The following is a 25,903-nucleotide window of genomic DNA, read 5'->3' as shown; positions in this document are numbered from 1 at the left end:
GTCGAGGGGCCGCCCGCCCGGTGGCCAGGGGTTGATGCCACCGGGCGGGCGCCGTCCACGCGGCAGCGGGGGATGCCACCGCGCGGAGCCTGGGGGTCAACGGGTGGCGCGGTACGCCCTGTTGATCACATCGCCGACGACGTGGGGGTGGCTGACCATGATTGCGTGGGAGCTGTTGACCTCGGTGATGTGGGCGTCGGCGCGCTCGGCCATGAAGCGCTCCAGGCTCGGGGCGATGGCGTGGTCCTTCTTGGCCACCAGCGCCCAGGACGGGATGGTCTTCCAGGCGGCCCGCTTGGCCGGCTGGCCGAAAGCCTCCGCCGCGACGGGTCGCTGGGAGGCGGCCATCAGGGCCGCGGTCTTGGCGGGCACGTCGGCGGCGAACGCGTCGGCGAACCTGGCCGGATCGAGCATGACCTCGGTGCCGGTGCTCCCGTCGGGCCGGGTGAACTGCAGGGCCTGCTGCGGCAGCGGCGGGACGCTCGGGTCCGGGTGCTGCTCAAGGAGTCCGCCGAGCGTCTCGCCCTTGTCCGGAGCGAAGGCGGCGACGTAGACGAGCGCCTTGACGTCGGGGATGTCGGCGGCCGCGTTGGTGATCACGGCGCCGCCGTAGGAGTGGCCGACGAGGATCTTCGGACCCTTGACGCCCTTGAGCATGCCCTCCAGGTACGCCGTGTCGTAGTCCAGGCCGCGCAGCGGGTTGGCCACCGCCCGGACCTTGAAGCCCTGGTGGCGCAGCCGGGCGGCGGTCTCCGTCCAGCCGGAGGCGTCGGCGAACGCCCCGTGGACCAGCACCACGGTGGGCTTGACCGCCGCCGTCCCCTGGTCCTGCGCCACGGCGGACGCGGGCGTCAGCGAGGTGACGGAGGCGAGGAGCGCCGCTGTGGCCGTACCGACAGCGGTGGCAGCGCGACCCGAGTGGTTTTCAGTGCTCATGGGATTCCTTGCGGATTTCGTGCGGCAGGTGCCGCGAATGGATCACCGGGTGCGGCTGTCCCGCTCCGGCATGGGAGGGCGTGGGCGACGGCCGAGGACCGCTGCCCGAGTGGCGCGCTGTCCGGCGGGACAACCATGCACCACAAGTTTCGTTACAGTCAATTAATGGAACTTAACTAGTCAGGGAGAGGCCCGGAGCTGGCTAGTGTGGATGCCAAACACGGAGGGATAACACGCTGTGAGCAGCAAGGACCAGACAGGCGTCGGCCGCGCGGGCCGACCGCGGCGCAAGGCCGGGACGGAGACGCGCGCGCCTGAGCAGGAGCGCACACCGCATCCCGGCGGCAGGCCGCGGGACCCGGCGATCGAGGAGGCGATCCTGCAGGCCACGCGCGCACGCCTGGCCACCGACGGGTACACGCGGATGACGATCGGCGACGTGGTGGCGGACGCCGGGGTGACGCGCCCCACCTTGTACCGGCGCTGGCCGAACAAGCACGAGCTCGTGGTGGACGCGCTCCACTACGGCCTGCAGAAGCAGCGCGAGGCCTACCCACCCCTGGACGTGGCCGGGATGACGCCCGTGCAGGCGTTCACCGAGGCCGTCCGGCGCCTGGACCCCCGCTACCACAACGAGCGGGCGATGGCGCTGCACGGCAACTTCATGGGCGAGGCCGAGCACGAGCCGACACTGTTCGAGCAGATGCGCGAGCACGGCAACAAGCCGCGCTGCGCGGAGCTGATGCGGACCCTGCAACTGCTGCAGGACACAGGCGCGGTGCGTGAGGACGCCGATCTCGAAACGGTGGTCACCCTCTGCTTCGGCAGCTACTTCGGCGACTACCTGCAGACCGGAGCGGGCGCCCCGGCCGATCACGCGGACCGTGTCGTGGCCGTGCTGTGGCCCACCATCCGGGCGGACGAGCACGGGTAGCCTCCGGCCGGCCGGGTTCCCCATGCGGTTCCGTCCGCCTGGCGGGGCCGTCGGGTGGTCCTACGCGCGGGCCGTCAGCAGGCTTGCGCGCAGGGCTTTCTTGTCGGTCTTGCCGACGGTTGTCCGCGGCAGGGAGCCGGCGATCGAGTAGGAGGCCGGCGTGTAGAGGTCTCCGAGTGCGTCGACGATCGCGTGGGTCAGCCGCTCAAGGTCGGGGGCGCCGGCAGGGGCTTGGGGCACCAGGACCACGTGCACGGTCTCCTTGTCGTCGTCGCCGGGCAGGCCGATGGTGGCGGCGTCCTTGACGGCGGGGTGTGCGGTGAGGAAGTCGTCGAGAAGGCGGGAGTAGACATTGTCGGCTGTGCGGCCCGTCACGATGATGTCCCGCGCGCGGTCCACCAGGTACAGATAGCCGTTCGCGTCCTGGCGGGCGATGTCTCCGCTGCGGAACCAGCCTTCGTCGTCGAGTACTTCGGCGGTACGTTCCGGGTCGTTCCAGTAGCCCTCCATGACCGTACGACTGCGAACGTACAGCTCGCCGAGTTGTCCGACGGGCACGGGCTTGCCGTCCTCGTCCCGCAGCTCCACTTCGACTCCGGGCCCCGGGCGCCCGCAGCTGGTCAGAGACTCGGGCCGCTGCAAGTCGTGTTCCAGGGGGGTGAGTTGAGTGACGAGCCCGTTCTCGGACGCCGCGTAGATCTGGTGCAGTACCGGACCGAAGCGTTCGATTGCTTGCCTGAGACGTGCGGGGGCAGCGGCTGCTCCTCCGTAGAGGAGAGTCGTCAACGCGGGGAAACGGCCGGGGAGGCAGTCCGGATGGTCGAGCAGCTCGTACAGCATGGGCGTCACCACGATCATTCTGCTGACGCGCTCGCTGTCCATGACGGACAGGGCCGTGCCGGCGTCGAAGGTCCGCAGCAGGACGATGGTGTGGCCGCTCAGAGCGCCTACCAGGAAGGCGGCGTGGCCGCTGGTGTGCGTCACCAGCGTGCATATCAGCATCGCTGGGTCGGGCGACGCGCCGTCGGCGTACGCGTCGGACATCCGCACGTAGCCGTCGTAGTAGTCGCTGCGGTGAACGACCAGCTTGGGCAGGCCGGTGGTACCACCGGTGTAGAGAAGTGTCGCGATGTGGTGGCCGTCGGCAGCCTCGTGGAGCGAGAGACCGGCACTGCCGGACGCCGCTGCCAGGAAGTCGGCCGCGACCGACGACGCGCCGATGCTGAAGACATGCGGAATGTCCACGTGATCGGCGATCCGGCCGGCCCGGTCTTCGAAGACCGGGTCGAACAGGAGCACCTTGACGTCAGCGCGCCGGATCAGTGCTTCGAGTTCACTGTTGCCGGGCTCAGGCGGCACGAACACCATGCGACCCCCTGCGAAATGGACAGCCAGCTGCAGCAGGAGCGCCTCGGGAGAGTTCGCCACGAACAGCGCCACTCCGTCTCCGTCCGCCAGCCCTCTGTTCCGCAGGGCCGCGGCGAAGCGCAGGACCGTACGGACGGCCTCGGTGCCGCTGATCCGTCGTGTTCCCTCGACGATCGCGTCGCGGTCGCCTCTCGCCGAGAGCCGTTGCAGCACCGAGACGGTGTAGTTCGCGACGGTGTGGTTCGCGTTGGCAGTGACCTTGTTCATGATCCTTCTTCGTGCTCTGTCACATGGTTGAGGGTGGGTGGGCCTGGCGGCGGCATCAGCGTCGGCTTGTGTAGAGGCCTTCGTGCTCCCAGGCGCGCAATGTCTCGTAGTCCTCGATCAGCTCTTGGCCGTCGAGGGCCGCGAGGTAGGCGAACCCGGGAGAGGTCAGCAGATCGCTGGTGGCGGCGAGGTACTGGCCCGGGGCGAAGCTGGGGAAGACGGCGACGACGCTGGGGAGTTCCGCGATCTTGGCGAGGGTGTCGGGGTCGGCGGGGCCGGGGTGGTGGTTGATGAAGTCGACCCACCGCAGCACCGGCCCCTGGCCCGTATCGGGGGTGTCGCGGGTGTGCAGCAACGCGGGATCAAGCGTGGCGGCGACGGCCAGGGCGGTCTGGGAGGGGCCGAGGTAGGCGTCCACCACATCGGGCCCGGTGGCTCCGCCGAGGCGGGCGCCGGTCTCGATGAGCACCGGCCCCCTGTCGGTGAGCATGACCTCGGTGTGGGCGGGCGTCTCGGCGATGCCGAGCGCGTCCAGTACGTCCCGGACGTAGGCGATGAGCACTTTCCCGTCGGTGCTGTCGGGGTCGACGGGCTCCTGGAAGTCATAGATGGGGGCGGCGGACGGGCCGACGCGTTTGGTGTAGCGCCAGATCTCGGCGACGTGGTGCTCACCGCTCGAGGAGACCGTGTTGATGCAGTACTCGGTTCCGTGCAGGCGTTCCTGGAGGAGCACGGCGTCATTGGGCTCGCCGAAGATGTTGGGAGTGGCCAGGACGGCGGTGGCCGCCTGGGCGACCTCATCGGCCGAGCCGCAGAACGTCACGCCGTCGGTGCCCCCGCTGGCCAGGGGCTTGACCACCGCCTCGTCCAGGCCCGCTACGGCGTACCAGTGCGCCGCGGCGCGGGCGGAGCGGGCGACGGTGCTGTGCGGGGTCGCAATGCCCGCGGCCTGGACCGCCTGCTGCATGAGTGACTTGTCGCGACGTGCCTCGACCAGCGAGGGGTCGTTCGTCGGCAGACTCAGTGCGCTCGCGAGGGTCTCCGCCAGCACGACGCCGGATTCGGTGCCGGCCAGAACGCGTGCGACGCGCAGGCGGGCGAGCTCCCGCGTGAGGTTCTTGAGGTCGCCGGTGAAGCCCAGGTCGAGGACGTAGTCGTCAGGGCTGAACGAGCGCAGGAGGAAGTCGCCGATGTCCGGCCGGCTCCGCACGTGGATGCAGTCGACGCCCGCTCGGGCAAGTCGCTTTGCCAGCGTCGCCCCTGTGGAGTATCCGTCGACGATCGCTACCTTCATTGGTGCTGTTCCTCTCGTGGTGCTGTGGAGCTGTGGAGCTGTGGAGCTGTGCGCGCTGGGATGCTGTGGGCGCCGGGATGCTGGCTGACGAGGGGTCAGTTCGGCAGGTGGCGGTGCTGCTCGGCCGGCGCTGATGTGTCTGATGGGCGCAGGGCGCGGGAGAGAGGCACGCAGGCCAGGGCCCCCAGGGCGGCGCTTGTCACGAGGAGGCCGGCGACCAGGGGGCGGCCGCCCGCGTTGAGGGCGCCGGCGATTCCCAGCGGGGTGAGCGAGGCGATCGCGCCCGCGACGCTGAGGGCGGCCTGGTAACGGCCGATGGCACCGGCCGGGGCGGCCGTCGCGACGAAGGCGCCGGCGGCGACGCTGTAGCAGATCTCACCGGGCACCATGATCACTGCTGCGGTGGTATAGCCCACGGTGGTGTGCTGCAGTGCCGCCAGCCCCATGGCGGCGCCGAGGATCAGACTGCCCGCGGCGAACACCGGGCCGATGGGGTATCGGACGCGGTCGTCGGGGCCCACCAGCAGGCGGGTCAGAGGCGGGCTGAGCAGCAGGACCGCGGCCGAGTTGGCGAGCATGGCGGTGCCGTACGCGGACGGGGCGAGGTGGTCCGCGCTCATGACCAGGGGCAGGACGCTGATCAGGCCGTACGCACAGGTCGTCGCCGCGATGGCCGCGGCGACCATCCACCGAAGCCGGGCGTCGGAGACGATCTGTGCGTAGGTGACGTGGGCGTGTTCGGTCCGGGGCGCGACGGATCGGCCGCTCAGCATGCGGCGTACGAGAAGGGCTGCGGCCACGCAGGCGACGGCGTTGAGGGCGAACAGGAACCGGTAGCCGTGGGCGTGGGCCACGAAGCCGCCGACGCCGGAGCTCAGCGAGAGGCCCACGTTCGAAACCCAGTAGACCCAGCCCTGGGCCCGGGTGCGTGCTCCCTCATTCGTCAGGCGGTCGTTGATCTGCGCGGAGACGGCCGGCCTGTGGACGTCCATGGTGCAGCCCAGGCAGAAGGCGAGCAGCAGCAGGGCGTGCAGGCTGTCGGCCACGGCGAGCCCGGCGCAGACCGCTGCGGCCAGCAGCAGTCCCGCCGTGCACGCGGTACGGGCTCCGATCCGGTCGGTCATCGCCCCGCTGACCAGCTGTCCGACACACCAGCCGACTCCGAAGATCGTCAGGGCGGCGCCGGCGGCTGTCGTGCCGTGCGCGGCGCCGATGGAGTAGCCGAGGAAGTCGTAGGCGAATCCGCAGGCTTTGACCAGGAAGGTCGTTGCCAGGAGCGCGGTGATGACCACGCGGGCGGACGGGCCGGAATGGCGGGATGGTGCGGCCGCAGGACGGGGTGCGGTAACCGTCATGCCGGAGAACCTGCCTTGTCGGGGGACGCCACGCCGCTGCTCGCGTTGGGGGTCGCGGCAGGCAAGTGCTGAGCCGGTTGGGCCAGTTCGGCGAGGCCCGCGACGATGAGCTCGCGCAGTCGCGCGATCTGCGCGGGCCGGTGGTACCGCGGGGAGTAGGCCAGTTCGATGCCGCACCGCCCGCTGAAGGTGGAGACGAAATAGCCGACCCAGGACACCGCCTCGGAGGTGGCGAAGCCACGGAAGTCGACGATCTCGATCCCCGCCGGTACGGCGAGCTCGGGCACCGGACCCCAGTTGGTGATGAAGTTTCCGACGCCGGTACGCGCGCGGCCCTGTGCGGCCGCCGACGCCGCGGCCAGCATGACCGCGAGCGCGCTCCCGCCCTCGATACCGGCGACGATCTGCGCCTTCGCCTCCTTGGCCAGGACTCCCAGATCCGAAGTGGGCCCGCACGCGGTGACCGTGGGCGCGAACCCCAGGGCATTGGTGACCTCGTCGGGGCGCGCCACAGGGCGCAGGTGGGGACGCAGGTCCACGAGATGGAACATGATCATCGGCAGTTCGGCCGCGGCATCGGCTGCTTCGGTGAGCGTCGCGCGTTCGGCGCGGATGATCGCCGCGGCCAGCAGGGCGTGCAGGGTCGTCCCGGATGCCCGCGCGTGAGCGAGCAGGGCGGCCGTGTCACCTTGCGACAGGGTGATCCGCCGCGCTGGTCCGGGAGTGAAATCCGCGCCGCCACCGGTGTCGGCCGCGGGGGTGCTGTGCACCGGGCCCGCGGCCGCCACGGCGTGGTCGGGCAGGGGCATGGAGCGGTCGGGCAGGGCCATGGAGCGGGCGTGACAGGCCTGTTCGAGGCTGCGCGGGTGGACCGGGGCCGGATCGGGGAACGTCGCGCTCCCGGCCAGGGCGGCGGCCGTCCGCCAGAAGTACTCGAGCAGCGCCGATCCCAGCGTGGCGTCGTTGATCGCGTGACACACCTGCAGTGCGACCGCGGTCTGCTCGCCCTCGGCCACGACGGTAAGTTTCGCCAGGCCGCGCGCGGGATCCAGGACCGTGAGGCCGCCCTCGAGCCAGTCGGAGATCGTGCCCTCGACGATCTCGGTGGCCGCGGCGCCGGCGCCGTCGTCGGGAATGTGCAACCAGCACTGCCCGCCGGTCGCCTCCAGCGTGCCGCGCAGCATCGGATACTTGTCGCACAGCAGCCCGAACGCGGTGCGCAGCCCCGCGATATCGACGGCACCGGCACAGATGGCCACATAGCTGACCGTGAGCTTGCGCGGCACGAAGCCGTGGTCGATCAGTCCCAGACGGTATTTCATGTCACTCTCCGCGGACCCGGGGGCCGACGAGGGTGCCGTCCAGTCGGGTCAGCACGTGTTGATGGGTGTCGGGCTCGTAACTGGTGTCGGGCTCGTAACTGCGGACGGAAAAACGCATCGTGAACGGCGCGGCACGCACAGCGCAGACTCCAGGCACTTGTCGGATCGGGTGTTGCCGAGTCAGCCTGCGGCCGCCGCGACACCGTTACCAAGACAGCGCTGACGCTGTTGCCGGCAGCACCTGGCAGCCGGTGCGGGCGTGGCTGATGATGGGTGCGTGACCTCCGCCCCGTCCCCCCGCCGCACCGAACTCGCCTCGTTCCTGCGCAGCCGTCGCGACCGCCTCACCCCCGCAGCCGCGGGCATAGCACCAGGACTGCGCCGCCGGACCCCGGGACTGCGCCGCGAAGAGGTCGCCCACCTGGCCGGAGTTTCCATCACCTGGTACACGTGGCTCGAACAGGGACGCCCCATCAACGTCGGCCCGCAGATCCTCGACGCCATCGCCACCACCCTGCGCCTGGACCCCGCCGAACGCGCCCACCTCTACCGCCTGGCCGAGGTGCCGATCCCCGCGGTGGCCACCACCGCCGACCCGATCACCCCCACCCTGCAGGCGATCCTCGACGCCATCACCGGCTTCCCCGCCGCGGCCATCAACACCCGCTGGGACCTGCTGGGTTGGAACACGGCGGCCGCCGCGCTGTGGCCACGGCTCACCGCACCCGAGAGCTCCCGCAACGTCTTGTGGGAAATGTTCACCACCCCCGAATGCTGCCGCCAATTCGTCAACCGCGACATCGGCCTGCCCCACATGGTCGCCTCGTTCCGCGCCGACTTCGCCCACCACCTCGACGACCCGGCATGGACCGGCCTGATCCGCGCACTGGCCACCGCCAGCCCGGAATTCACACGGCTGTGGGCCACCCAGGACGTCGCCGCACCACCGACCCAGGTCATGACCTACCACCACGCCGCAGTCGGTGAGCTGTCGCTGTCCCTGACGCGCATGGAGCTGCCCGCCGCAGCCGAAACCATCGTCACCGTGTGGACCCCCGTCGACGAGGACAGCCACCGACGCATGGACCAGCTCCTGTCCTGCCCCGACACCCCCTCGCTGGACCACACCCACTGAGACAGCACCGCCGAACCCCGGCGCGGGGAGTTCGTGCACGGGGGGGTCGTGCACGGGGGGGTCGTGCACGGGATCCAATTACGTTACAGTCAATGACTGTAACGATTGACTCGCCGGAGCGGCGGGTCCGCCGCTGACGACTTCTACGCCGGAGGACAGCCATGGCAAGCGACTACGAACGCGGTCGAGTGGGACTGCTGCTCGTCGACCTCGTCAACGAGAACTTCTCGAAGGACGGCAAGGCCTATCCCATCTACGCGCCGGAATACGAACGACTGGGCACGATCGACAGCCTGAAGAAGCTCATCGCCGGTGTGCGGCGGCACAAGGACGTTCCCGTCTTTTACTCGACGACCGCCTTCACCGATGAGGACTACTCGACGTGGAGGCACGTCTCCGGGGTCCATCGGCAGATGTTCGACAACCGCATGTTCGCGTCCGGCACCTGGAACACCGAGTTCCACGAGGAGCTCGCTCCCCGGCCGGGCGACGTGATCCTCGCCCCTCACAAGGGCCTCGACGTTCTCCACCACACCGATCTCGAATTCCAGCTGCGGCAGCGCAACGTCGACTACCTGGCGATAGCCGGGGTCTCCGGGATCATGGCCGTGGAGTCGACGGCCCGCACCGCGATGGAACGCGGCTACCACGTCACGGCATTCACCGACGCGACAGCCGCTCCCGGTGGCCTGGTCACGTACCAGGCGATGATGCGCGGCCTGACCATGGTCTCCCACAGCGTGACCGGCGTCGACGACTTCCTGGCCTCACTCGACGAGCCGGCGGCATAACACATTCACCACCGATCCGGCCAGGAAAGCAGCGGGGGCATGCAGCGGGCACGAACACGGCTGGCGGACGCCTACGATCGGTTCTTGGCGTCCGATCCCGGACTGATCCGGATGCTGTCCGCGCTCAGCACGGTCTGCGCGGTTCTGCTGACGCTCGGCGTCATCGCGGCGCTGGATGCCCCGGTGCCGATCCTGGTGACGGGTGCCCTCACGGCGATGGTCAGCACGGCCGCGGTCACCGAACCCCGGCCGTGGGACCAGGCGTTGACCCTCGCGATGGGGGTGCCGGTCGCCCTGGCGGTCATGGTGGTCGGCAGCGCGCTGGCACCGTACCGGGTTGTAGCGGACGTGGTGTTCGTGCTGCTGATCTTCGCCGCGATCTACATCCGGCGGCTGGGCCCACGCGCGACCACGCTGGGCGTCTTCGCCTTCCAGCTCTTCTTCGTGACCCAGTTCGTCGAGACCCGCGTGGAGCAGTTGCCGCAGCTGGGCCTGGCCGTGCTGGTGGCCTTCGGCAGCTCGGCGCTGGTCCGGTTCGCCGTCCTGCGCTCGCCGCCCGGGCGGATGCTCGCACGATTGCAACGGGCCTTCCAGCTGCGGCTGGTGAGGGTGCTCGACGCACTGATCGATGTGGCCGAAGGCGGACCGGAGGCGCGGCGCACCGAGCGGGCGGTCGGCGACCTGCGCCGGTCCACGGCCCGCCTGCACACGGGCGCGTTGATGATCCAGACCCGGCTGGAAACCGGCACGCCCGACGAGCGCACCGCCACCGCTGTCCAGCGCCGCGTGGCGGAAGCGGAGACGGCCGTGGAGCGGCTGGCCATCCTCGTGCTGCGGGTCCTGTGGCCCGGCGCCGACGTCGACACCCTGACCCGCCACCTGACGAAGGTCCGCCCCGCCGGATCCGCCATCGACGCCCGCGACGCGGCGACGCTGCCCGTGCTGATCTCGGAACTGCGCGCACTGCGCGTGGCGATCGGTCCGGGTTCGCTGCGGCCGGCGGGCGCCGATCCCGCCGAGGTACGCAATCGGCTGCTCGGCCACCGCAGTTGCGAGCATCTGCCCGACGAGTCCGACGCATCCCACGCCTCCCCGGCGATGCAGGACATCTTCCGCTCTGCCGGGGACTTGGCCCGCGCCCTGTCCGGCCTGCGCCTGGCCGTCGACGGGCAGACCCCAGCGGTCCAGGACACCCCCGAGGCGGCACGGTCGCGTGAGGAGCTCAAGGCGGAGGACTCCGGCCTGGCGAAGGACCCCATACCGAAGCAGCTGGGTCCCCGCGTCCGCCCCACCACGAGGACCGCGCTCCAGGTCGCGACCGGATCGGCGCTGGCCGTCGTCGGCGGTGAACTGCTGTCGCCGGAACGCTGGTACTGGGCAGTGTTCACGTGCTGGGTGGTGTTCATCAGCACCTCCTCCACCGGCGAGATCCTGGTAAGGGGATACCGGCGCCTGATCGGCACGGTGACGGGTGTCGTCGCCGGGCTCGCCCTCGCCGCTCTGATAGGCGACACCCCCTGGCCGGCCTTCGCCTTGGCGGGCCTCAGCGTGTTCGGGATGTACTACACGGTCGCGGTGTCCTACACGCTGATGTCCTTCTTCGTCACCACGATGATCGGCATGCTGTACACGCTGCTCCACACCCTCACGCCGGGCGTCCTGGTGGTGCGGATCGAGGAGACCGCGCTGGGGATCGCGTGCGGGCTGACCGCCGCTCTGCTCGTGCTGCCGGTGCGTACCCGGGAACGCACGAACCAGTTGCTGCGCGACGTGCTGGAGCGGCTGCGCGCGGCGCTCTCCCAATCGCTGGCCCAGTTGGGCGGCGAATCCGTAGGAGACCTGCTTGATCCGGCCCGCGCGCTGGATTCGGCCCTGGACAGCCTGCGCCTGTCGGTGCAGCCGCTGATCACTCCGATCAGCCCGTTGCGGTCCCGGCGGCGCACCGCGCTCTCCGTGCTGGGGCTGCTGGAAACGGCGGCCTTCCACACCCGCAGCCTGGCCGCCACCGCCGAACTGGTGCCGGCCGGCCCCCACATCGGCGCCGATCCGCGCCTCGTGAACGAGGCCTGCCGGATCGACCGCAACCTCGCGACCCTGATCAGCCATGTGGCCGTCCGAGGCGAGGACGGCACCACGCTCGTGCGCGGTCCAGGGATTCCCACCCAGCTCGGAGCGAGCGAGAGTGGGGAGCCTGCCGAGGACATCAACGCGACGCGACGGGCCCTGCGGCACCTGCAACGTGTGGACGAGAGCATTCAGGGCCTGGCTCGGACACTTCACCTGCCCGTCCGCGACGACTCGTGACGCGGGCACCGGCAGTTGCCGACCACGGCGTCCGGGACTGCGCGAGGTGGTTGGGGCACCGGCGGCCGCACGAACGTCGGGTGGGGTGGTCAACTCCCAAGGTATACATGGGGAATGACGACCTTCGCGCTCATCCACGGCGGCGGCGACAGCAGCTGGGCCTGGCATCTCCTCGAAGCCGAGCTGCGCTCGCGAGGGCATGAGACCGTTGCCCCGGACCTGCCGTCGGACCGGCCTTCCGCGGGGCTCAGCGATTACGCCGATGCTGTCGTCGAGGCCGTCGGCGAGCGGCGGAATCTCGTGGTCGTCGGCCACTCCTACGGTGCTTTCACCGCGCCGCTGGTGGCCGACCGACTCCCGGTCGGCGTACTGGTTCTGCTGGCCGGAATGATCCCCGCCGCGGGCGAGCGGCCGGACGACTGGTGGGAGACGACCGGCTGCAACCAGGCCAGGGACGCCGCGGGCCTGTCCGCCATCGAGGACCCCTTCGAGAGCTTCTACCACGATGTCCCGCGCAATCTGGCCGAGGAGTCCATGCGCAGGGAGCGGGAGGAGTCCTCCCGGGCCGGCAGCGAGCCCTGGCCGCTGACAGCCTGGCCGGACACGCCCACGAAGTTCATCGTGTGCAAGGACGACCGCTTCTTCCCGCCCGAGTTCTTCCGCGGCCTGGCACGAGCGCGCCTGGGCATCGTGCCCGACGAGATCGGCGGCGGCCACTGCGTCGCGCTCAGCAGACCGAAGGAGCTGGCGGACTTGCTGGAGGGGTACCTCCAGGGGTGACCACCGTACGAGGCAAGAACCCTTCGAACCGTGACGTCGCCGACCGCCGGCCTGGAGGGGCAGCGCGGTGGGCAGAGGGCAGCCGTGCGCGCACGCCGCGGACTGCGAGCCGGGGGACCTCCCCGGGGCGGTCACGTGAGCCGGAGGGCGCGCCCGCCCCGGTTCTGGAAGGCCGCCCTCACGCACCCGGTCATCGTCGGGCTGCCGCTGCTCGCGGGTCTGGCCCTCCAGATCGCACACGGGCAGACGACTTCGGGGCGGAGCGGGCCCCGGAGCCAGGGGCGCGGGACGTGCGCCCCGCACTTTCACACCAAGGAGGCGGTCCCGGCGGCACGCCGGACTGACGGCCGGTCCCGGCAGTGCGCGACCCCGGCCGACAAGGTCGGTCCGGGGTCGGAGAAGGCCAGGTCAGATCGTTTCTGCACCTGCGCCGGGTGGTGGGGCGGGTGGGACTCGAACCTAAACGGGTGACCCATCTCACCTGCAGTTTTACTGGGGAACCGGACATCTCTACCCGATTCGATCACGCCGGATCCTCGTCAGTCCCGCTCGATCCGGCGCGGTGAGGCAATTGCCTCACCGGCTACCGAGGCCCGTTCGAGACGCAGGGCTCCGACTTGGCACGGCCAAGACTCCCGAATAGGGGCAGGCACTTACGCGCCCTCATTAGCTGCGCCTCCGGTACGGCTTCGCCATGAGACCGCATCGGCAGCAGACATAGAGTTACGCCGACGGCTTGGGGTCCGGCGGGTACAACTACGGAGTGCCGCCAGGGCACTTAATGGCATTCATGAATATTGAGGCGGAATGTCGGTATCTAGCGAAGTATGGAGGAACCTGCTGACAGCCGTCTGAAGCCGCAGGTCGCGGCCTGTGGTCCCCGCGCCTGCGGGGGTGGTCCCGAACTCGTGCAGCTCGCTCGGCAGCCGTACACGTGTCCCCGCGCCTGCGGGGGGGTGGTGTTTACATGACCGCACCGCCCGCACCCTTGATGCCGTGGTCCCTGCGCCTGCGGGGGTGGTCCCTCGCCGGGGGGCCGTTCGCCCCCGAACGATGCGTGGTCCCCGCGGATGCGGGGCTACGAAGAGCCCTTCACCAAAGGCAACTGCCGGGCTCGCGTCAGGCGTACTCCGCTTTCCGCGTTCAACCCCAACTCTGCCGGCGAGGCCAGAGTACTCCGCCGCGTCCCACGGCAAGCGGTCTGCGGTTCGCCCAGATGTCTGAGAAGTCACTGCGGCGCCTACCGCGTCTCGCGGACGCTCATGAGGTCGCACGGACCGACGGAGCGGCTGGGAGCTAATCAACGTCCGCAGCAGAGCTTCCCAATCTCGGAACTGGGAAGCGCGCTTTACTAAATAGATCATCTAAGGGAAACCAGGACACGACGAGCACCATAAGAGTACGCTCCAATTCGCCCGATGAATAAGGGGACTTGGCACCCACACAAGGCCGAGCCCCCTGGCCACAACTCGATGCTCGCGAGCGGGCAGGGGCCCCCAGACGGCCACAGGCTCCAAGATCGGTTCCACGGTGCGCAGGTCGAAGGAAGGCGAGGATTCGTCCAGCTCCTCCGAGTCCTCGTACCTGATGTTCCTGAGCAGCCGACAGCTGGACGCACTCGCTGAGCTGGCAGTGGCAGGCAGCTCACCCGGCGGTGACGTGAAGTCCCTCACCGACCATCTCAAGGACAAGGACAACAAGGCACAGGCCAAGCAAGCCGCGGACGCGCAGCACTCCGTGGACATCGCGCTGTTCGGCTGGACGATGGAGCAGCAGGCAGGGATCCGTTTTTACACCGGTCAGGCGCGTGCGTCTCGTTGCTGCACTTCCTTGAGGACCGCCGCCACCGTGGCGAAGTCGTTGTCCACGTGGAGCACCGTGTGGCCGTGATGGACCGCTGTCGCACACACCAGGAGATCGATGGCTCCGGCGGCGCGGTGCTGCCCTTGCTGGGTGAGCTTGTATTGCGCGGTATCGACCCAGCGCCACGCGTTCTTGGGCACCGGCGAGAACTGACAGAGAGCATCCAGCTCTTCGGCCAGCTCATCGCGGTGGGCCGGACTGGTCGCCGAGTAGAGGAACTCCACCCTCGTGGGCTCACAGATATGGAACACGCCGGCGGCGATGTGCCCTTCCCAGGGCCGCAACGCCCCCGGCGTACGGAACAGATGCCACAGAGCTGACGTGTCGAGAAGGTACGTGATCACTCGAAGGCTGCCCGCCGGGCACGCTTAGCGGCGCCATGAGCAGCAGCCGCAGCCTCGAACTCGCCCCGCTCACCCCGCGCGGCCAGCTTCTCGGCAGCCTCCAGCCGCTTGATACGCGCCACATAGTCCCGCAGAGCCGCGTTGACGGTCTCCTTCTTCGTCGTGACACCCATCAGCCGCATCGCCTCGGCCAGCGCCTCATCATCGAGATCGATCTGGGTAACAGACATACCAGCCACCCCTCACCGCGAGTCCGTGATGTACATAACCAAGCTACATCACCAACATTCCTCACGGCAGCCCATCGCGCACGAGACCGACGCTGTTGGGGCCCACTTACCCATGGGTGCTCGGGCAGTTCCCCAGACCTGCTCCCTGTGGCCCCGTCCCTGACGAGCAAGCCAACGCCGACCGCCGCCGGGTCGGGTGACCGTGAGGACGTTGCCGGCCCTCCCGGTCGCCACCGAGGTGAGCTGCGTGCCACTGGGGCCTGCTCTGCGCGTCGCGCTAGTGGTTCGGCTGCAGCAGTTCGTGCACGGTGCCGGAGTCGTCGCGGAAGGTCGCGGAGATGCCCCACGGCTTCGGCTGCGGCTCCTGGAGGAAGGCCACTCCCCGCGCCGACAGTTCCTTGACGGCCGTCCGGCAGTCGTCGACGGTGAACGTGCAGCCGACGAGGGCGCCCTTGGCCAGCAGCGACGTGAGCTGCCCGGCGGACTCCGCGTCCTGCACCGGTGCTCCCGGAACCATCAGGGAGAGCTGCAGCTCCGGCTGGTTCTCGGGGCCCACGGTGACCCAGCGCAGGCCCTCGCCGAACGGCACGTCCATGCGTGCCTGAAGGCCGAGCTTCTCGGTGAAGAAGTTCTTGGCCGCGTCCTGGTCAAGGACCCAGACGACGGCCGTGTTCACTCCGGTGATCATGATTTCTCCCGCTGTGTGAGGCACGTCCGGCCGCACGCGCGGTGCGGACGTGAATTCTTCGTCGGTGCGGAGCCACGGGCCCCGGCGGCCCGGCCGCCGTCTTCCCCCGGTGGGAGAGGCTGCTGCCGCCCGCCGAGACGGCTCCCCGACGCTTGGACGTTTCCGACGGTAGAGCCCCTTTAGGACACCTCACGTCACTAATGCCTGGCAGCCTGGAACACATGACCCAGGACCTGCCCGCCCGCATGCTGCGCCTGCTCTCCCTGCTCCAGACGCGCCGCACCTGGACCGGCAACGAACTCGCCGACCGCCTCGGCGTCACCCTGCGCACCATCCGCCGCGACATCGACCGGCTGCGCGCGCTCGGCTACCCGGTCCAGGGCACCACCGGCACCGCGGGCGGCTACCGGCTGGCCGCCGGCGCCGATCTGCCGCCGCTGCTCCTGAACGACGACGAGGCCGTGGCCGTCGCGGTCGCCCTGCGCACCGCCGCCGGTGGCGTCGCCGGGATCGAGGAGACCGCCGTGCGCGCCCTGGCCAAGCTGGAGCAGGTGCTGCCCATCCGGCTGCGCCACCAGGTCGCCACCATCCAGGCCGCCACCTCACCGCTCCCGGTGCCCTGGAGCACCGGCCCCACCGCCGACCCCTCCGCCCTGGCCACCCTGGCCGCCGCCTGCCGCGACCACGAACTCGTCACCTTCACCTACCGCACCAGCGCAGGCGAGACGGGGCCGCGCCGCGCCGAGCCGCACGCCCTGGTCGCCGCCGACCCGGTCTGGTACCTCGTCGCCTACGACACCGACCACGACGAATGGCGCCTGTTCCGCGTCGACCGGCTCTCCGATCCCACCCCCACCGGCCACCGCGTCACCTCCCGCGAACTGCCCGCTCCCAACGCGGCCGCGTACGTCGCCGCACGCCTGGCCGCCGCCCCCGCCCGCTACACCTTCCACGCCACCGTCCCCGCCGACGCCGCCACCGTGCGGGCCCGCACCTGGTCCCTGCCCGGCCGCGTCCACCCCGTCGACGACCACACCAGCACCCTCGACCTGGCCGCCGACAACCCCCACCACATCGCCGAACAACTCCTCACCATCGACCTCGGCCCCGACCACACCATCCACGGCACCCCTGAACTCGCCCCGCACCTGGAGCAGTTGGGCAACCGGATACTCCGCGCCGCCCATGCCCTCATCAAGCAGGACGAGAACCACGGCAACGACTTCAACAAGAACGGCGCCGGGGACCAGTGAGCACTGGCCCCGGCGCCGCAGGCGGTCAGGCAGGGCTACTTCTTCTTGGGCGGGAGCTCCGCGGTGACCTCCATGCCCCACTTCAGCCAGTCGTCCAGGACGTCATCGTCGAGGGTGTCCTCCGCGATGACCACCCAGCCGTTCTGCTCCGTACCGCGGAACACGAGCTGCTTGGTGCCAGGCCGGGCCAGGGCCTCGTCCATCCCGTCCGGCCCAACCCGCACCATCAGGCCCTCGTCGTACAGATTGGCCAGCGCGTTGCCCTGCAGAAGGAACGTGATCCCGCCGAACATCTTCTTCGCGGTCACTCCCTCGGGCTCAAGGCGTTCCTTGATCCGCGCCGCGAGTACGTCGTCGTATGCCATGACGCCACGCTAATCGCGCACCCCGGCATCCGCGCGCCGCGATTCTCGATCACCCAGCCCGTTGGCTACGCCGCGGTACCGGTCAGCCCGCGCCTTCCACGACGCTCAGACCTCGGGAGGCACCCAAATATCCCGATCGTTAATCGAGCAATCAAGTGGGGGCCAAGAGCAGGGCGCGGCGGCCTGACCACCAAGTTGCACCTGGCCGTCGAACAGGGCCAGAAGCCCACGTCCATCGTGATCACGGCCGGGCAGCGGGGCGATTCCCCGCAGTTCGAGCCCGTCCTGAACACGATCCGTGTCCCGCGTCTTGGACCGGCAGGCCGCGCACCCGGCCCGATCGCGTGCGGGCCGACAAGGCGTACGCCTCCCGGAAGAACCGCGCTCACCTGCGGCGACGCGGGATCCGCTGCACCATCCCGGACAAGGCCGACCAGGCCCGCAACCGCAAGAAACGCCGTTCGCACGGCGGCCGGCCACCGAAGTTCGACCCACAGGACTACAAAGCTCGGCACGCAGTCGAGTACGGCATCAATCGCCTCAAAGGGCACCGGGCCGTGGCCACCCGGTACGACAAGCTCGCGGTCCGCTACAAGGCGACCGTCCTCGTCGCGGCCATCAACGAGTGGCTATGACTGACCACGTCACTATGGCGCTGCGTAACAGCGGATGGCCACCGTCTGGTGCGGACTCCACTGCTGCTCGACTGTGGCCATCAGCTCCCAGCCCAGCCGCTCATACAGGGCTGCCGCCGCGGCATCAGATGCGACGACGTCGAGCACCGGATGCAGGCCACGACGCCGCGCTTCCTCCACTGCCTGACCGATCAGCAGTGCACCGATCCGATGTCCCCTCGCCTGCGGAGCAACGAACAGCCTGCTGACCACGGCGGTCATACCCCGCGTCGCCCCAGTCCGCTCGCTCCACAACTTCGGGGCCAGATCGCCTTCGCCGCCTTGCGACAAACTGACATGCCCGATCAGGCGGCCTTCGAGTTCGGCAACCCAGGAGCCCAGCAGGGGACCGCATGACAGCCACTCGCCGGGCTGATCCGGCCAGTTCACCGGATAGCCGTCGCGCGCATGGACCTCCGCGAGGACCCGCACGCACTCCTCAACATCGCCATCAGCCCTCTGCCGGACCCAGCGGCTCGGCCTCTCATCCGGCACCCCGGAGCTCTCGATGTTCACTCCGGCATAGAAACACAGGCCACAGAGTCACAACCAGACACTTTCGATACAGGCCCTAGGGCCCCAGGCGGCAAGGGGCTCGGGGGCCCGGCTGGGCACACAGGCGCGCATTTGCCTCACCGACGCGAGGCAAATGCCTCACGCAGAACCCCTACCCAACCGCGTTTTCGCAGGTCAGAACGTTTCTGCTTGGGGCCTTTGGTGGGGCGGGTGGGACTCGAAGGGACGAAGGCGGGACGGCCGCCCTTCTGGCCTCGGCGGCAGCTGATCGACGGCATACGGTTCCGGGTTCGGACGGGGGTTCCGTGGAGGGACGTACCCGTCGAGTACGGGCCGTGGGGCCGGATCTACGACCCGTTCCGCCGATGACAGCGGGACGGCACCTGACATCGGGTCCTCACTCGGCTCCAGCGCCTCGCCGCTGCGAAGGGTGCGATCACGCGGGACCCGAGCGTCGATTCCACGGTGTGCCGCGCCCATCAGCACGCGGCCGGGGCACCGGAGATGGGGTGAACTGCAGAAGGAGCCGCCGGGCGGCGTCTTCACCGAGCCTAGTGACCTGACATGACCGGTCATCGTTCGCCGGTCATGACCACTCGCATCGCAGTCAGAGCACTGGGCCTTACGGCAGTAGCGGCAGGAACGGCGTTGGGCACAGCCACACCCGCGTCAGCGGGCGGTATCGGGGACTTCCTGTCACCCGCGTTCGGCACCAGTTGCGCCAACCACCACACCGGAGCACGTGCCGACGGAGCCACCACGGTCGGTCCTGGATCGGTCACTGGCAACCTTGCCAAACTGCCAGTCGGCAGCCCCCTCAACCAATGCGGCGGAGCTGATGCTCCGGCGCAATTGGACCGCCTCCTGTCCGAGCGAGACGGGCTTTTTGATGAACTCGGCGATGCAACCCACCTCGGCGACGCCCCTCTTCCGTACCCCAACGAGAAGATCGACCTCGTAAGCCGCGCTTTGTTCTCAATTTCCTACGGCATCTAAGGCGTCGGCCATCGCCCGGTGGCGCGCTCGGCGCGCTCGTCCGGGCGGCGAAACAAATGGTCGGCATGATGTGCTTGGCGGCTCGGCCGCCGAGAGGTTCCAGGCTGCGGTCACCGCGTACGCCGCGCGCGACGACGTGACCATGTCGCGGCACGAGGTGGAGCAGGTCGTGAAGAAGCTTGTGCGGCACGGCGATGAGGACCCGGCTGAGTAGGGGGCTACGGCCGCAGCTTGATCAGCTCATCGGGGATATCTGCCACGACCGTTCTCGCCCCCCTCGCACCCGCCGACCGCGACACGGAGACCGGAGCCATGTTGTACGAGCAGGTTGAGGCCGACGCGGCCAGAGGCAGCCGTCCCGGACGCAGTAGTCGCTCAGACCTCAGAGCGCCCGCCATGTCCGCCGAGGACGTCCAGCACCTCATGGCCGATGACTCCATCCCCGCTGCCCACCGCGCGGCTTGGCAGCTGATGTAGGAAGGTGGGCTGCAAGTGGGGGACGTCCTGTCTCTGGACGTGCGTGACGTCGACCTCAACAAGGGCGAGGTCAACCGGAATCATCCCAAGCTGGAGTCGGACGAGCGAACCATCCCGATCAGCGAGCAGACTGCGGATCTCGTGCGCGACGCCAACGGCGACCGCACAGAGGGGCCGCTCGTCGCGAACGAACGAGGGCGAGCCGTAAGCCGCGAGCGCTTCGCCCGGCTCGCCCGGGAAGCCGGAGCCGAGAGCGTGTACTCCTTCCGCCCTGTCTGGCACGTGATCCCCGACCCGTCCGGGCCGCGGCGAGGCCGGGGCCGACGAGGAGGACAGCGCGGGAGAGGGGCGGGGCGACCTCTAGCGAGCCATTCGACGGCCCGGCATAGCGAGTATCGACCATGAACCGGTGTTCGCCGCGATCGTCTACGTGCTGGTGTCCGGCTGTGCCTGGTGTTCCTTGCCGCCGTGTTTCGGGGCCTCGAAGTCGAGCGCTCAGGTGTGGTTCCACCACCAGGAAATACTGGGGTAGGGCAGAGGGTTGGCGTCGGTGATAGAGGGCAGGGAGGCCCAGCGGACTTCTTCGCCGGCAGGATGCTGGTAGCGGGGCGAGTTCAGACCCCACGTGATGTGACCGCGGGGGACGCGGACGAGCTGCAGGAGTACCTGCCGCAGGCCGCTTCCGGCCGTGGGCCAAAGCTTTTCGTTCAGGCGCAGGAAGAGCAGCAGCGTGCGGTCGCGGACCGCGACGGCCTCGGCGAGAGCTTCCCCCAGGGAGATTCCGCGGTTGTCGCGGATTACCTTGACGAGGTTGGCGTGGGCCGGGTCACCGAGCTCCTTGCGGTAGGAATAGAGGTCGTTGTCGAGGGCCAGGAGCAAGTCGGCGCTTTCCAGGGCGGCCTGAACCGCAGGGGCAAGGATCTCCTCATCAGGGATCAGTTCCCCTGCGCACAACTCGAGCAGTGCCCAGCAGGCGAGTCCGGCGCCGTCTCCGAGGCGCATGGAAAGGTATTGGTCCTCGCTGGGCGGAATGTTGCTGTCGCGGGCGGCGCGCATGCGTAACGCACCTTCGAAATAGCAGCGCATGCCGTAGAGGAACCGCTGGTAGAGGGTGGGGTGGCAGCGGGCGCGCAGTTGCTCGGCCAGTCGGTACGCGCCGGTGATGAAGGGGTCCTCGTCCTCGGACAGCTGGTAGTCGGGGGCGGTCAGGACCCGCATCACCTTCGCCGCGGCCTCCACCGCCCCGCCCACCTGCTGGGATTCGATGCGTGCATCGTCCAGGAGGAAGAGCCAGACGAGGAAGCTGCAGCTGATGCGGAAGGCCTCCTCGTCGACGGCGCTGCTGGCGCCGACGCCGGTCAACCGGTGCGCCTGGATCTTGAGTGCCTCGCCGCGCAGGCCTGGCAGCTCGCCCAGCCCGACGGACTCCAGCCACTCCATCACGTACTGCTCGGCTGCCTCGGTGAAGGGGCTGGCCTCGACCTGATGGGGACAGTAGAAGGACGGGAGGTCGAAGGTGTTCTCGGTATGTGGCATCAGTACCTCGCAGGGAGCGACGATGCGCCGACGTACGGGACGCGCTTTACGGGAAGGCGGCGGTGTGCTGCGGGCGGCTCCGTAGCCGGTCAGACGTGGTCCCACCACCAGGAGACGCTGGGGTAGGGCAGACGGCTCGCGTCGGAGGTGGACGGAGCGGACGGCCAGGAGACCTCGTCGGGGGCGGGGAGGTGCTGGTAGCGGGGGCTGATCAGGGCCCATTCGATGTGTCCGCGGTGGAGGTGGGCCATCTGGTGCAGCAGGCGCCGCATGGGGGTGCTCGCTGTCGGCAGCAGCTCCCGGTACCGGTGCATGAAGAAGAGCATCATGCGGTCGCGTATCCGGACAGTCTCGGTGACGGCTTCCTGGAGTGGCATCCTACGGGTGTCGCGGAGCAGCTTCACGAGATTGATCTTGTCCGGTTCGATGAGCTCCTTCCGGTAGGAGTACAGGTCGTTGTCGAGGATCATGACCAACGCCGCGCTCTCCAGGGCGGCTTGGACCACGGGGCGGGTGATTTCCTCTTCCGGGATCACTTCCCGCCCGCAGATCTCGATCATGATCCAGATGTGCATCGCCGCGCTGTCCTCCAGCCGCATGGACAGGTACTGGTCCACGCTGGGGAGCCGGCCTGTCTGCCGGGCGGCGCGCATGCGAAGTGCTCCGCTGAAGAAGTGGCGGAGTTCGTTGGTGAATCGGGTGTAGTGGAGGGGGTGGCAGCGTGCGCGCAGTTGTTCGGCCAGCCCGTGGACCGAGGTGACGAACACATCCTCGGCTGTGGCTGGGCGGTAGCCGGGGGCAGTGACGGCTCGCATCAGTCGGCCAGCCATCTCCACTGATTCCGCGAGCCCGCCTCCTGCGCTCACCTTGGGGCAGGGGTCGAAGTGCACGTCGTCCACCAGGAAGTACCAGGCGACGAAGGTGGCCACGACGCGGAAGACGTCCTCGTCCAGTGCGTCGTTGGCGCATACGCCCGTCGCCTGGTGGATGCGGGTGTTGACCGCCTCGGTGTACAGGCCGGGCACGTCGGCCAGCCCGGAGGAGTGCAGCCACTCCAGCACGTACTGCTCCGCCCGGTCCGCGAACGGGGTCACCGGGGTCGGCAGGGGGCAGTAGAACGGCGGAAGGTCGATCGCGGGCGGGACCGGCGGCATGGAGGACTCCCGGGAGCGAAGAGAGCGCGTTCAATCAGGAAGTGCGGTACGCGGTGGAGCGGGCCACGCAGTCAAGTGCTGCTGCCACCTTCGGGGGCAGCCCGGTGTCGGCGAGCGCGGTGCGTGCCCGTATGAGGCGGACGTGGACCAGCCGCTCGGCCTCGGCGCGGGCGCCGGTGCGGGTGAGAATGCCGCGCAGCCGCTCGGCTCCCTCCTCGTCCAGGGCGGGGTCGCCGACCAGGCGGCACAGGACTTCGTACTCGGCGGGGTCTGCGCGCTGGAAGGCGAGGGCGAGCAGCACGGTGTGCTTGCCCTCGCGGAGGTCATCGAGGGTGGACTTGCCGGTCTGCCGGGGGTCGCCGAAGACGCCCAGCAGGTCGTCGCGCAGCTGGAAGGCTTCGCCCAGCGGCAGTGCGAAGCGGCTGAGGACGGCTGTGATCTCCTCGTCGGCACCGGCGAGTGCGGCACCCACGTGCAGGGGGCGCTGGGTGGTGTAGCCCGCGGTTTTGTAGCGGGCGATACGCAGCGCCTGTTCGATCCCGGCTTCCTCGGTGTCGATCCGGGCCGCGGCGAGCAGATCCTGGTACTGCCCGGCCATCACCTCGGTGCGCATGCTGTGCAGCACCGGCCACACCGCCGCGTGCTGGCGGGGTGTCAGCTCTGCGGTGTGCAGCAGCTCATCCGTCCATGCCAGAGCCAGGTCCCCGACCAGCACCGCGAGGTGAGCCCCCAGGCTGTGGGCGTTCCTGGACCTGTCGCGGTGCCGGGCGGTGAGCGCGCAGTGCACGGTGGGCCGTCCGCGGCGCCACGTGCTGTCGTCCATGACATCGTCATGGATGAGCACGAAGGCATGGAACATTTCCAACGACGCGGCCACCCGCACCACCACCGGCGGCGCGCCCTGGCCGCCGACCGCCTGCCAGCCCAGCACACACAGCAACGGCCGGATCCGCTTCCCTCCGGGGAGGAGGAGTGCCCGCAGTTCTTCGACCGCCTCCTGGGGCACCCCCAACGAGGCCACGGCGTGCGCCTTTTCGGCCAGGAAGTCGTGCAGGACGGCGTCGACCTCGGTCCGGGCCCAGTCCAGCGCGGACGGGAGCGCGTGCGCTGGTGCGAGTGTCACCTCGAAACCGCCTCCTTCCGACGTGGCGGTCCATCCCGGCGGAACAACCTTCTGATCGGCTCCTTACCGCAGGGCACAAACAGAAATCCGGCGTGCAGGGGCGCACAGGAAGCATTCCGGCGTACAAACGTGGGCCCTTCCCCATCACCCGCGTATCCACCACGCGTTCATTCCGGTCGGCGCATGCTGGCTCAACCTGCAAGAAGGCTGGTGGCAGCTGTTCCGCAAGACCGCCCTGGCTGGCCGTTCCTTCTGAAGCCCACCACGTCGCCCAGGCCAGGCCACCGAGTTGGCGACCGCCCAGCTCAACGCCCGTGCCGGGCCCTGTATCTGGGGCCTCCCAACGCCTTCGACCCGCACACGCAGGCGTCGCTATGTGTACGTCCTGTGAGGAACGCAGCACTAGGCGTGGTTCCACCACCAGGCGATATTGGGGTAAGGGAGCGGGCTGGTGTCATTGGTGGCCGGTTCGGAGGCCCAGGGGATGTCCGCCGGGGCGAGGTTGTGCAGGTAGCGGGGAATACCCGAAAGGGCCTCCACGACATGTCCGCGATGGGTGTAGGCGATTTGGTCGAGCAAGCCGCGCATGGGTGCGCTGGCGGTGGCGCGGAGCTTCTCGTACAAGCGCAGGAAAAGCAGGTAGATCCGGTCGCGCACGATGACGGTTTCGGCGACGGCGTCCTCCAGGGAGAGCTTGCGGTTGTGGCGGATCGCCTTGACGAAGTTGACCTCGGTGGGGTCGTCGAGTTCCTTGCGGTAGGAGTACACGTCGTTGTCGAGGGCGATGACCAGATTGGCGCTCTCCAGGAAGGCCTGGGCAGCCGGGGCGTAGATCTCCTCGTCAGGGACCACCACGCGTGAGGACATTTCGAGGCACGGCCATGTGGTGTAGGCGCCCACATCATCAACCCTGATCGCCAGATAGTGATCTTCGGTCAGGGGACTGGCCGCCTGGCGAGCGGCCTGCTTGCGCAGCGTGCCGAGAAAGAAGCGGCGCATGTCGTGGATGAACCGGGCATAGAGGGTGGGGTGGACGCTCGCCCGTAGCTGTTCGAGCACCCCGTGCAGAGCCGACACGCAGACATCGTCGCGCTCGGGCGGTCGGTAGCCGGGAGCGCTGAAGGCACGCATGACCTGACCCACCACCTCCGCGGAGTGCCGCATATCCGCCTCAGGGGAAAAGTGCACGTCATCGATGACGAAGTACCAGGCACCGAAGTTCGTCACGAGGCGGAAGACCTCTTCGTCGACCGCGGCGCTGGCGCAGAAACCCCACTCCCGGTGCATGTTGGTGTTGACCGCGATGTCGCGGGAGCCGGGGTGTTCACGTTCGAGGTCGGTCGAATCAAGCCAGTCCAGCATGGGCTGCTTGGCCCGGTCCGCGAAGGGGCTCATCGCGTTCGGCAGGGGGCAGTAGAAGGGCGGGAGTTCGAAGGGGTTCTCGGTCTGGAGCATGGTGCCTCCTCGGGAACGAACAGGGCCGCCGTCGTCGGCCGTTGGGTTCCGGACCGGCGAAAGCGCTAGCCGACCAGGTCTGCGTGGCCGTCCGCATCGAACAGCACGGTCTCGGCCGCGAGCGCACCGGCGCCGAAGGCGTCGTGCAGGGCCGATTCCGCGTCGGCGGTGATCCGCAGGGGCGCCGAGGCGTCCATGCCGGGTGGCAACAACTGGGGCTTGATGCGCACCTCGGCGTAGAGAGCGGTCAGCACGGTCACGGGCGTCGGCTGATCGTCGATCTTCGCCGCGATCGTGATGGGGGTTCCCGCTTGCGCGGTCAGCTCGGTGAACCGCAGCCGTGTTCCGTTCGCGTTCGTGAGGGTGAACCCCCCGTCGATCGTGACGAACCCAGCACGGAGGTCGAGGCTGATGCTGCCCTGGGGGGTGGAACGGACGCAGGCACGGCCATCCGGCAAACTCGTGAGCGTCGCCGGAGCGATCGCCTCCAGCGTGAGACCGGACGCGGTGAACGCCGACTGAGCCTGGGCGGACAGACCCAGGTTCACGACGGCTTGCTTGATGGGCAGTACGCGAGGCTTCGACAACACCATCGAGGGCACCTTCCTCTGGGCCAGTGCCAGCCATCCGACCAAGCCATACCCCCATCGGCTCGCCGACGCGCCGCGCTCCCGCCGCAACCACCCGGACGTGGCGCGCCGCCCCGGTACAACGACCTCTGAACCACGCGGCGTTGCCAGAAC

At 69.1% G+C, this 25,903-nt stretch carries 25 protein-coding genes and 2 pseudogenes; 12 read left to right on the top strand and 15 right to left on the bottom strand.

Annotated features, from left to right (window positions below; translation table 11 throughout):
- Positions 1–96: 96 nt before the first annotated feature.
- Positions 97–936 (bottom strand): alpha/beta fold hydrolase, encoded by an 840-nt coding sequence (locus AC0KTA_RS26320; protein ID WP_481050688.1) that lies wholly within the window; start codon positions 934–936, stop codon positions 97–99.
- Positions 937–1,174: 238 nt separating this feature from the next.
- On the opposite strand from AC0KTA_RS26320, the gene AC0KTA_RS26315 reads away from it, so the two are divergent.
- On the top strand, positions 1,175–1,870 hold the full coding sequence (locus tag AC0KTA_RS26315) for a TetR/AcrR family transcriptional regulator (RefSeq protein WP_481050687.1): 696 nt from the start codon (positions 1,175–1,177) through the stop codon (positions 1,868–1,870).
- Between the two features lie 60 nt (positions 1,871–1,930).
- Here AC0KTA_RS26315 and AC0KTA_RS26310 read toward each other — a convergent pair whose 3' ends face one another.
- The 4 genes from AC0KTA_RS26310 to AC0KTA_RS26295 form a co-directional block, all read right to left on the bottom strand.
- Positions 1,931–3,505, bottom strand: coding sequence for an AMP-binding protein (locus AC0KTA_RS26310; protein ID WP_481050686.1), 1,575 nt, complete (start codon positions 3,503–3,505; stop codon positions 1,931–1,933).
- A 55-nt stretch (positions 3,506–3,560) separates the two neighbouring features.
- The gene (locus tag AC0KTA_RS26305; RefSeq protein ID WP_481050685.1) at positions 3,561–4,799 is read right to left on the bottom strand and encodes an ATP-grasp domain-containing protein; all 1,239 of its coding nucleotides are present in this window, start codon (positions 4,797–4,799) and stop codon (positions 3,561–3,563) included.
- Between the two features lie 95 nt (positions 4,800–4,894).
- The gene (locus AC0KTA_RS26300) at positions 4,895–6,154 is read right to left on the bottom strand and encodes an MFS transporter (RefSeq protein WP_481050684.1); all 1,260 of its coding nucleotides are present in this window, start codon (positions 6,152–6,154) and stop codon (positions 4,895–4,897) included.
- Positions 6,151–7,476: a phthiocerol/phthiodiolone dimycocerosyl transferase family protein gene (locus tag AC0KTA_RS26295; RefSeq protein WP_481050683.1), complete on the bottom strand. Its 1,326-nt coding sequence runs from the start codon at positions 7,474–7,476 to the stop codon at positions 6,151–6,153. Before AC0KTA_RS26295 ends, AC0KTA_RS26300 begins: the two co-directional genes overlap by 4 nt.
- Before the next feature lie 277 nt (positions 7,477–7,753).
- Here AC0KTA_RS26295 and AC0KTA_RS26290 point away from each other — a divergent pair, with 277 nt between their 5' ends.
- The 5 genes from AC0KTA_RS26290 (at position 7,754) to AC0KTA_RS26270 (ending at position 14,376) form a co-directional block, all read left to right on the top strand.
- A complete protein-coding gene (locus AC0KTA_RS26290) occupies positions 7,754–8,611 on the top strand; it encodes a helix-turn-helix transcriptional regulator (protein WP_481050682.1) in 858 nt (285 codons plus the stop codon).
- Positions 8,612–8,772: 161 nt separating this feature from the next.
- Complete coding sequence (locus AC0KTA_RS26285) at positions 8,773–9,402, top strand: cysteine hydrolase family protein (RefSeq protein WP_481050681.1); 630 nt, start codon at positions 8,773–8,775, stop codon at positions 9,400–9,402.
- Positions 9,403–9,486: 84 nt separating this feature from the next.
- Positions 9,487–11,706 carry an FUSC family protein gene (locus AC0KTA_RS26280; protein WP_481050680.1) on the top strand — a complete coding sequence of 740 codons (2,220 nt, stop codon included), beginning with the start codon at positions 9,487–9,489 and terminating at the stop codon, positions 11,704–11,706.
- Positions 11,707–11,820: 114 nt separating this feature from the next.
- A complete protein-coding gene (locus tag AC0KTA_RS26275) occupies positions 11,821–12,486 on the top strand; it encodes an alpha/beta hydrolase (RefSeq protein WP_481050679.1) in 666 nt (221 codons plus the stop codon).
- Positions 12,487–14,016: 1,530 nt separating this feature from the next.
- A complete protein-coding gene (locus AC0KTA_RS26270) occupies positions 14,017–14,376 on the top strand; it encodes a type I-E CRISPR-associated protein Cas7/Cse4/CasC (RefSeq protein WP_481050678.1) in 360 nt (119 codons plus the stop codon).
- Here AC0KTA_RS26270 and AC0KTA_RS26265 read toward each other — a convergent pair.
- The 3 genes from AC0KTA_RS26265 to AC0KTA_RS26255 all read right to left on the bottom strand — a co-directional run bounded on the left by AC0KTA_RS26265 (position 14,286) and on the right by AC0KTA_RS26255 (position 15,611).
- Complete coding sequence (locus AC0KTA_RS26265; protein ID WP_481050677.1) at positions 14,286–14,693, bottom strand: PIN domain-containing protein; 408 nt, start codon at positions 14,691–14,693, stop codon at positions 14,286–14,288. The two genes, AC0KTA_RS26270 and AC0KTA_RS26265, sit on opposite strands and share 91 nt — an antisense overlap.
- Positions 14,690–14,923, bottom strand: coding sequence for a type II toxin-antitoxin system VapB family antitoxin (locus AC0KTA_RS26260; RefSeq protein WP_189729597.1), 234 nt, complete (start codon positions 14,921–14,923; stop codon positions 14,690–14,692). The genes AC0KTA_RS26265 and AC0KTA_RS26260 overlap by 4 nt, the downstream gene beginning before the upstream one ends.
- 277 nt (positions 14,924–15,200) lie before the next feature.
- Positions 15,201–15,611: a VOC family protein gene (locus tag AC0KTA_RS26255; RefSeq protein WP_481050676.1), complete on the bottom strand. Its 411-nt coding sequence runs from the start codon at positions 15,609–15,611 to the stop codon at positions 15,201–15,203.
- Between the two features lie 221 nt (positions 15,612–15,832).
- Between AC0KTA_RS26255 and AC0KTA_RS26250 the strand changes: the two genes are divergently transcribed.
- Positions 15,833–16,864: a helix-turn-helix transcriptional regulator gene (locus AC0KTA_RS26250; protein ID WP_481050675.1), complete on the top strand. Its 1,032-nt coding sequence runs from the start codon at positions 15,833–15,835 to the stop codon at positions 16,862–16,864.
- A 35-nt stretch (positions 16,865–16,899) separates the two neighbouring features.
- Here AC0KTA_RS26250 and AC0KTA_RS26245 read toward each other — a convergent pair whose 3' ends face one another.
- Positions 16,900–17,229 carry a TfoX/Sxy family protein gene (locus AC0KTA_RS26245; RefSeq protein ID WP_481050674.1) on the bottom strand — a complete coding sequence of 110 codons (330 nt, stop codon included), beginning with the start codon at positions 17,227–17,229 and terminating at the stop codon, positions 16,900–16,902.
- On the opposite strand from AC0KTA_RS26245, the pseudogene AC0KTA_RS26240 reads away from it, so the two are divergent.
- Positions 17,110–17,864: pseudogene (locus AC0KTA_RS26240) on the top strand (IS5 family transposase). The gene AC0KTA_RS26245 and the pseudogene AC0KTA_RS26240 sit on opposite strands and share 120 nt — an antisense overlap.
- Positions 17,865–17,876: 12 nt before the next feature.
- Here AC0KTA_RS26240 and AC0KTA_RS26235 read toward each other — a convergent pair.
- Entirely contained in the window at positions 17,877–18,335 is a 459-nt protein-coding gene (locus tag AC0KTA_RS26235; protein WP_481050673.1) for a GNAT family N-acetyltransferase, read from the bottom strand.
- Here AC0KTA_RS26235 and AC0KTA_RS26230 point away from each other — a divergent pair.
- The 4 genes and pseudogenes from AC0KTA_RS26230 to AC0KTA_RS26215 form a co-directional block, all read left to right on the top strand.
- Positions 18,312–18,788, top strand: coding sequence for a transposase (locus AC0KTA_RS26230; protein WP_481050672.1), 477 nt, complete (start codon positions 18,312–18,314; stop codon positions 18,786–18,788). The two genes, AC0KTA_RS26235 and AC0KTA_RS26230, sit on opposite strands and share 24 nt — an antisense overlap.
- Before the next feature lie 219 nt (positions 18,789–19,007).
- The gene (locus AC0KTA_RS26225) at positions 19,008–19,415 is read left to right on the top strand and encodes a chaplin family protein (protein WP_481050671.1); all 408 of its coding nucleotides are present in this window, start codon (positions 19,008–19,010) and stop codon (positions 19,413–19,415) included.
- A gap of 70 nt (positions 19,416–19,485) precedes the next feature.
- Positions 19,486–19,629, top strand: a complete 144-nt coding sequence (locus AC0KTA_RS26220; protein ID WP_481050670.1) for a hypothetical protein — start codon at positions 19,486–19,488, stop codon at positions 19,627–19,629.
- Between the two features lie 666 nt (positions 19,630–20,295).
- A pseudogene (locus AC0KTA_RS26215) lies at positions 20,296–20,388 on the top strand (IS5/IS1182 family transposase); the annotation flags it as partial.
- Here AC0KTA_RS26215 and AC0KTA_RS26210 read toward each other — a convergent pair.
- The 5 genes from AC0KTA_RS26210 to AC0KTA_RS26190 form a co-directional block, all read right to left on the bottom strand.
- A complete protein-coding gene (locus AC0KTA_RS26210; protein ID WP_481050669.1) occupies positions 20,388–21,428 on the bottom strand; it encodes a terpene synthase family protein in 1,041 nt (346 codons plus the stop codon). The pseudogene AC0KTA_RS26215 and the gene AC0KTA_RS26210 overlap by 1 nt on opposite strands.
- 89 nt (positions 21,429–21,517) lie before the next feature.
- Entirely contained in the window at positions 21,518–22,582 is a 1,065-nt protein-coding gene (locus tag AC0KTA_RS26205; protein WP_481050668.1) for a terpene synthase family protein, read from the bottom strand.
- 34 nt (positions 22,583–22,616) lie between these two features.
- Positions 22,617–23,705, bottom strand: coding sequence for a polyprenyl synthetase family protein (locus AC0KTA_RS26200; protein ID WP_481050667.1), 1,089 nt, complete (start codon positions 23,703–23,705; stop codon positions 22,617–22,619).
- Positions 23,706–24,107: 402 nt separating this feature from the next.
- Complete coding sequence (locus AC0KTA_RS26195; RefSeq protein WP_481050666.1) at positions 24,108–25,160, bottom strand: terpene synthase family protein; 1,053 nt, start codon at positions 25,158–25,160, stop codon at positions 24,108–24,110.
- Positions 25,161–25,225: 65 nt separating this feature from the next.
- Positions 25,226–25,795 (bottom strand): hypothetical protein, encoded by a 570-nt coding sequence (locus tag AC0KTA_RS26190; protein WP_481050665.1) that lies wholly within the window; start codon positions 25,793–25,795, stop codon positions 25,226–25,228.
- Between the last annotated feature and the right edge of the window lie 108 nt (positions 25,796–25,903).

It is taken from the genome of Streptomyces sp. Y309, from assembly GCF_056712025.1.
This window is presented reverse-complemented; position numbering and strand designations above follow the sequence as displayed.

Bases quoted from the DNA above. Each gene is read 5' to 3' on its own strand.
- AC0KTA_RS26295 (WP_481050683.1), bottom strand. From the start codon at position 7,476: ATGAAATACCGTCTGGGACTGATCGACCACGGCTTCGTGCCGCGCAAG.
- AC0KTA_RS26285 (WP_481050681.1), top strand. From the start codon at position 8,773: ATGGCAAGCGACTACGAACGCGGTCGAGTGGGACTGCTGCTCGTCGAC.
- AC0KTA_RS26230 (WP_481050672.1), top strand. From the start codon at position 18,312: ATGGACCTCCGCGAGGACCCGCACGCACTCCTCAACATCGCCATCAGC.
- AC0KTA_RS26205 (WP_481050668.1), bottom strand. From the start codon at position 22,582: ATGCCGCCGGTCCCGCCCGCGATCGACCTTCCGCCGTTCTACTGCCCC.
- AC0KTA_RS26225 (WP_481050671.1), top strand. From the start codon at position 19,008: ATGACCACTCGCATCGCAGTCAGAGCACTGGGCCTTACGGCAGTAGCG.
- AC0KTA_RS26255 (WP_481050676.1), bottom strand. From the start codon at position 15,611: ATGATCACCGGAGTGAACACGGCCGTCGTCTGGGTCCTTGACCAGGAC.
- AC0KTA_RS26195 (WP_481050666.1), bottom strand. From the start codon at position 25,160: ATGCTCCAGACCGAGAACCCCTTCGAACTCCCGCCCTTCTACTGCCCC.
- AC0KTA_RS26320 (WP_481050688.1), bottom strand. From the start codon at position 936: ATGAGCACTGAAAACCACTCGGGTCGCGCTGCCACCGCTGTCGGTACG.
- AC0KTA_RS26305 (WP_481050685.1), bottom strand. From the start codon at position 4,799: ATGAAGGTAGCGATCGTCGACGGATACTCCACAGGGGCGACGCTGGCA.
- AC0KTA_RS26275 (WP_481050679.1), top strand. From the start codon at position 11,821: ATGACGACCTTCGCGCTCATCCACGGCGGCGGCGACAGCAGCTGGGCC.
- AC0KTA_RS26250 (WP_481050675.1), top strand. From the start codon at position 15,833: ATGACCCAGGACCTGCCCGCCCGCATGCTGCGCCTGCTCTCCCTGCTC.
- AC0KTA_RS26210 (WP_481050669.1), bottom strand. From the start codon at position 21,428: ATGCCACATACCGAGAACACCTTCGACCTCCCGTCCTTCTACTGTCCC.
- AC0KTA_RS26310 (WP_481050686.1), bottom strand. From the start codon at position 3,505: ATGAACAAGGTCACTGCCAACGCGAACCACACCGTCGCGAACTACACC.
- AC0KTA_RS26300 (WP_481050684.1), bottom strand. From the start codon at position 6,154: ATGACGGTTACCGCACCCCGTCCTGCGGCCGCACCATCCCGCCATTCC.
- AC0KTA_RS26245 (WP_481050674.1), bottom strand. From the start codon at position 17,229: ATGGCATACGACGACGTACTCGCGGCGCGGATCAAGGAACGCCTTGAG.
- AC0KTA_RS26260 (WP_189729597.1), bottom strand. From the start codon at position 14,923: ATGTCTGTTACCCAGATCGATCTCGATGATGAGGCGCTGGCCGAGGCG.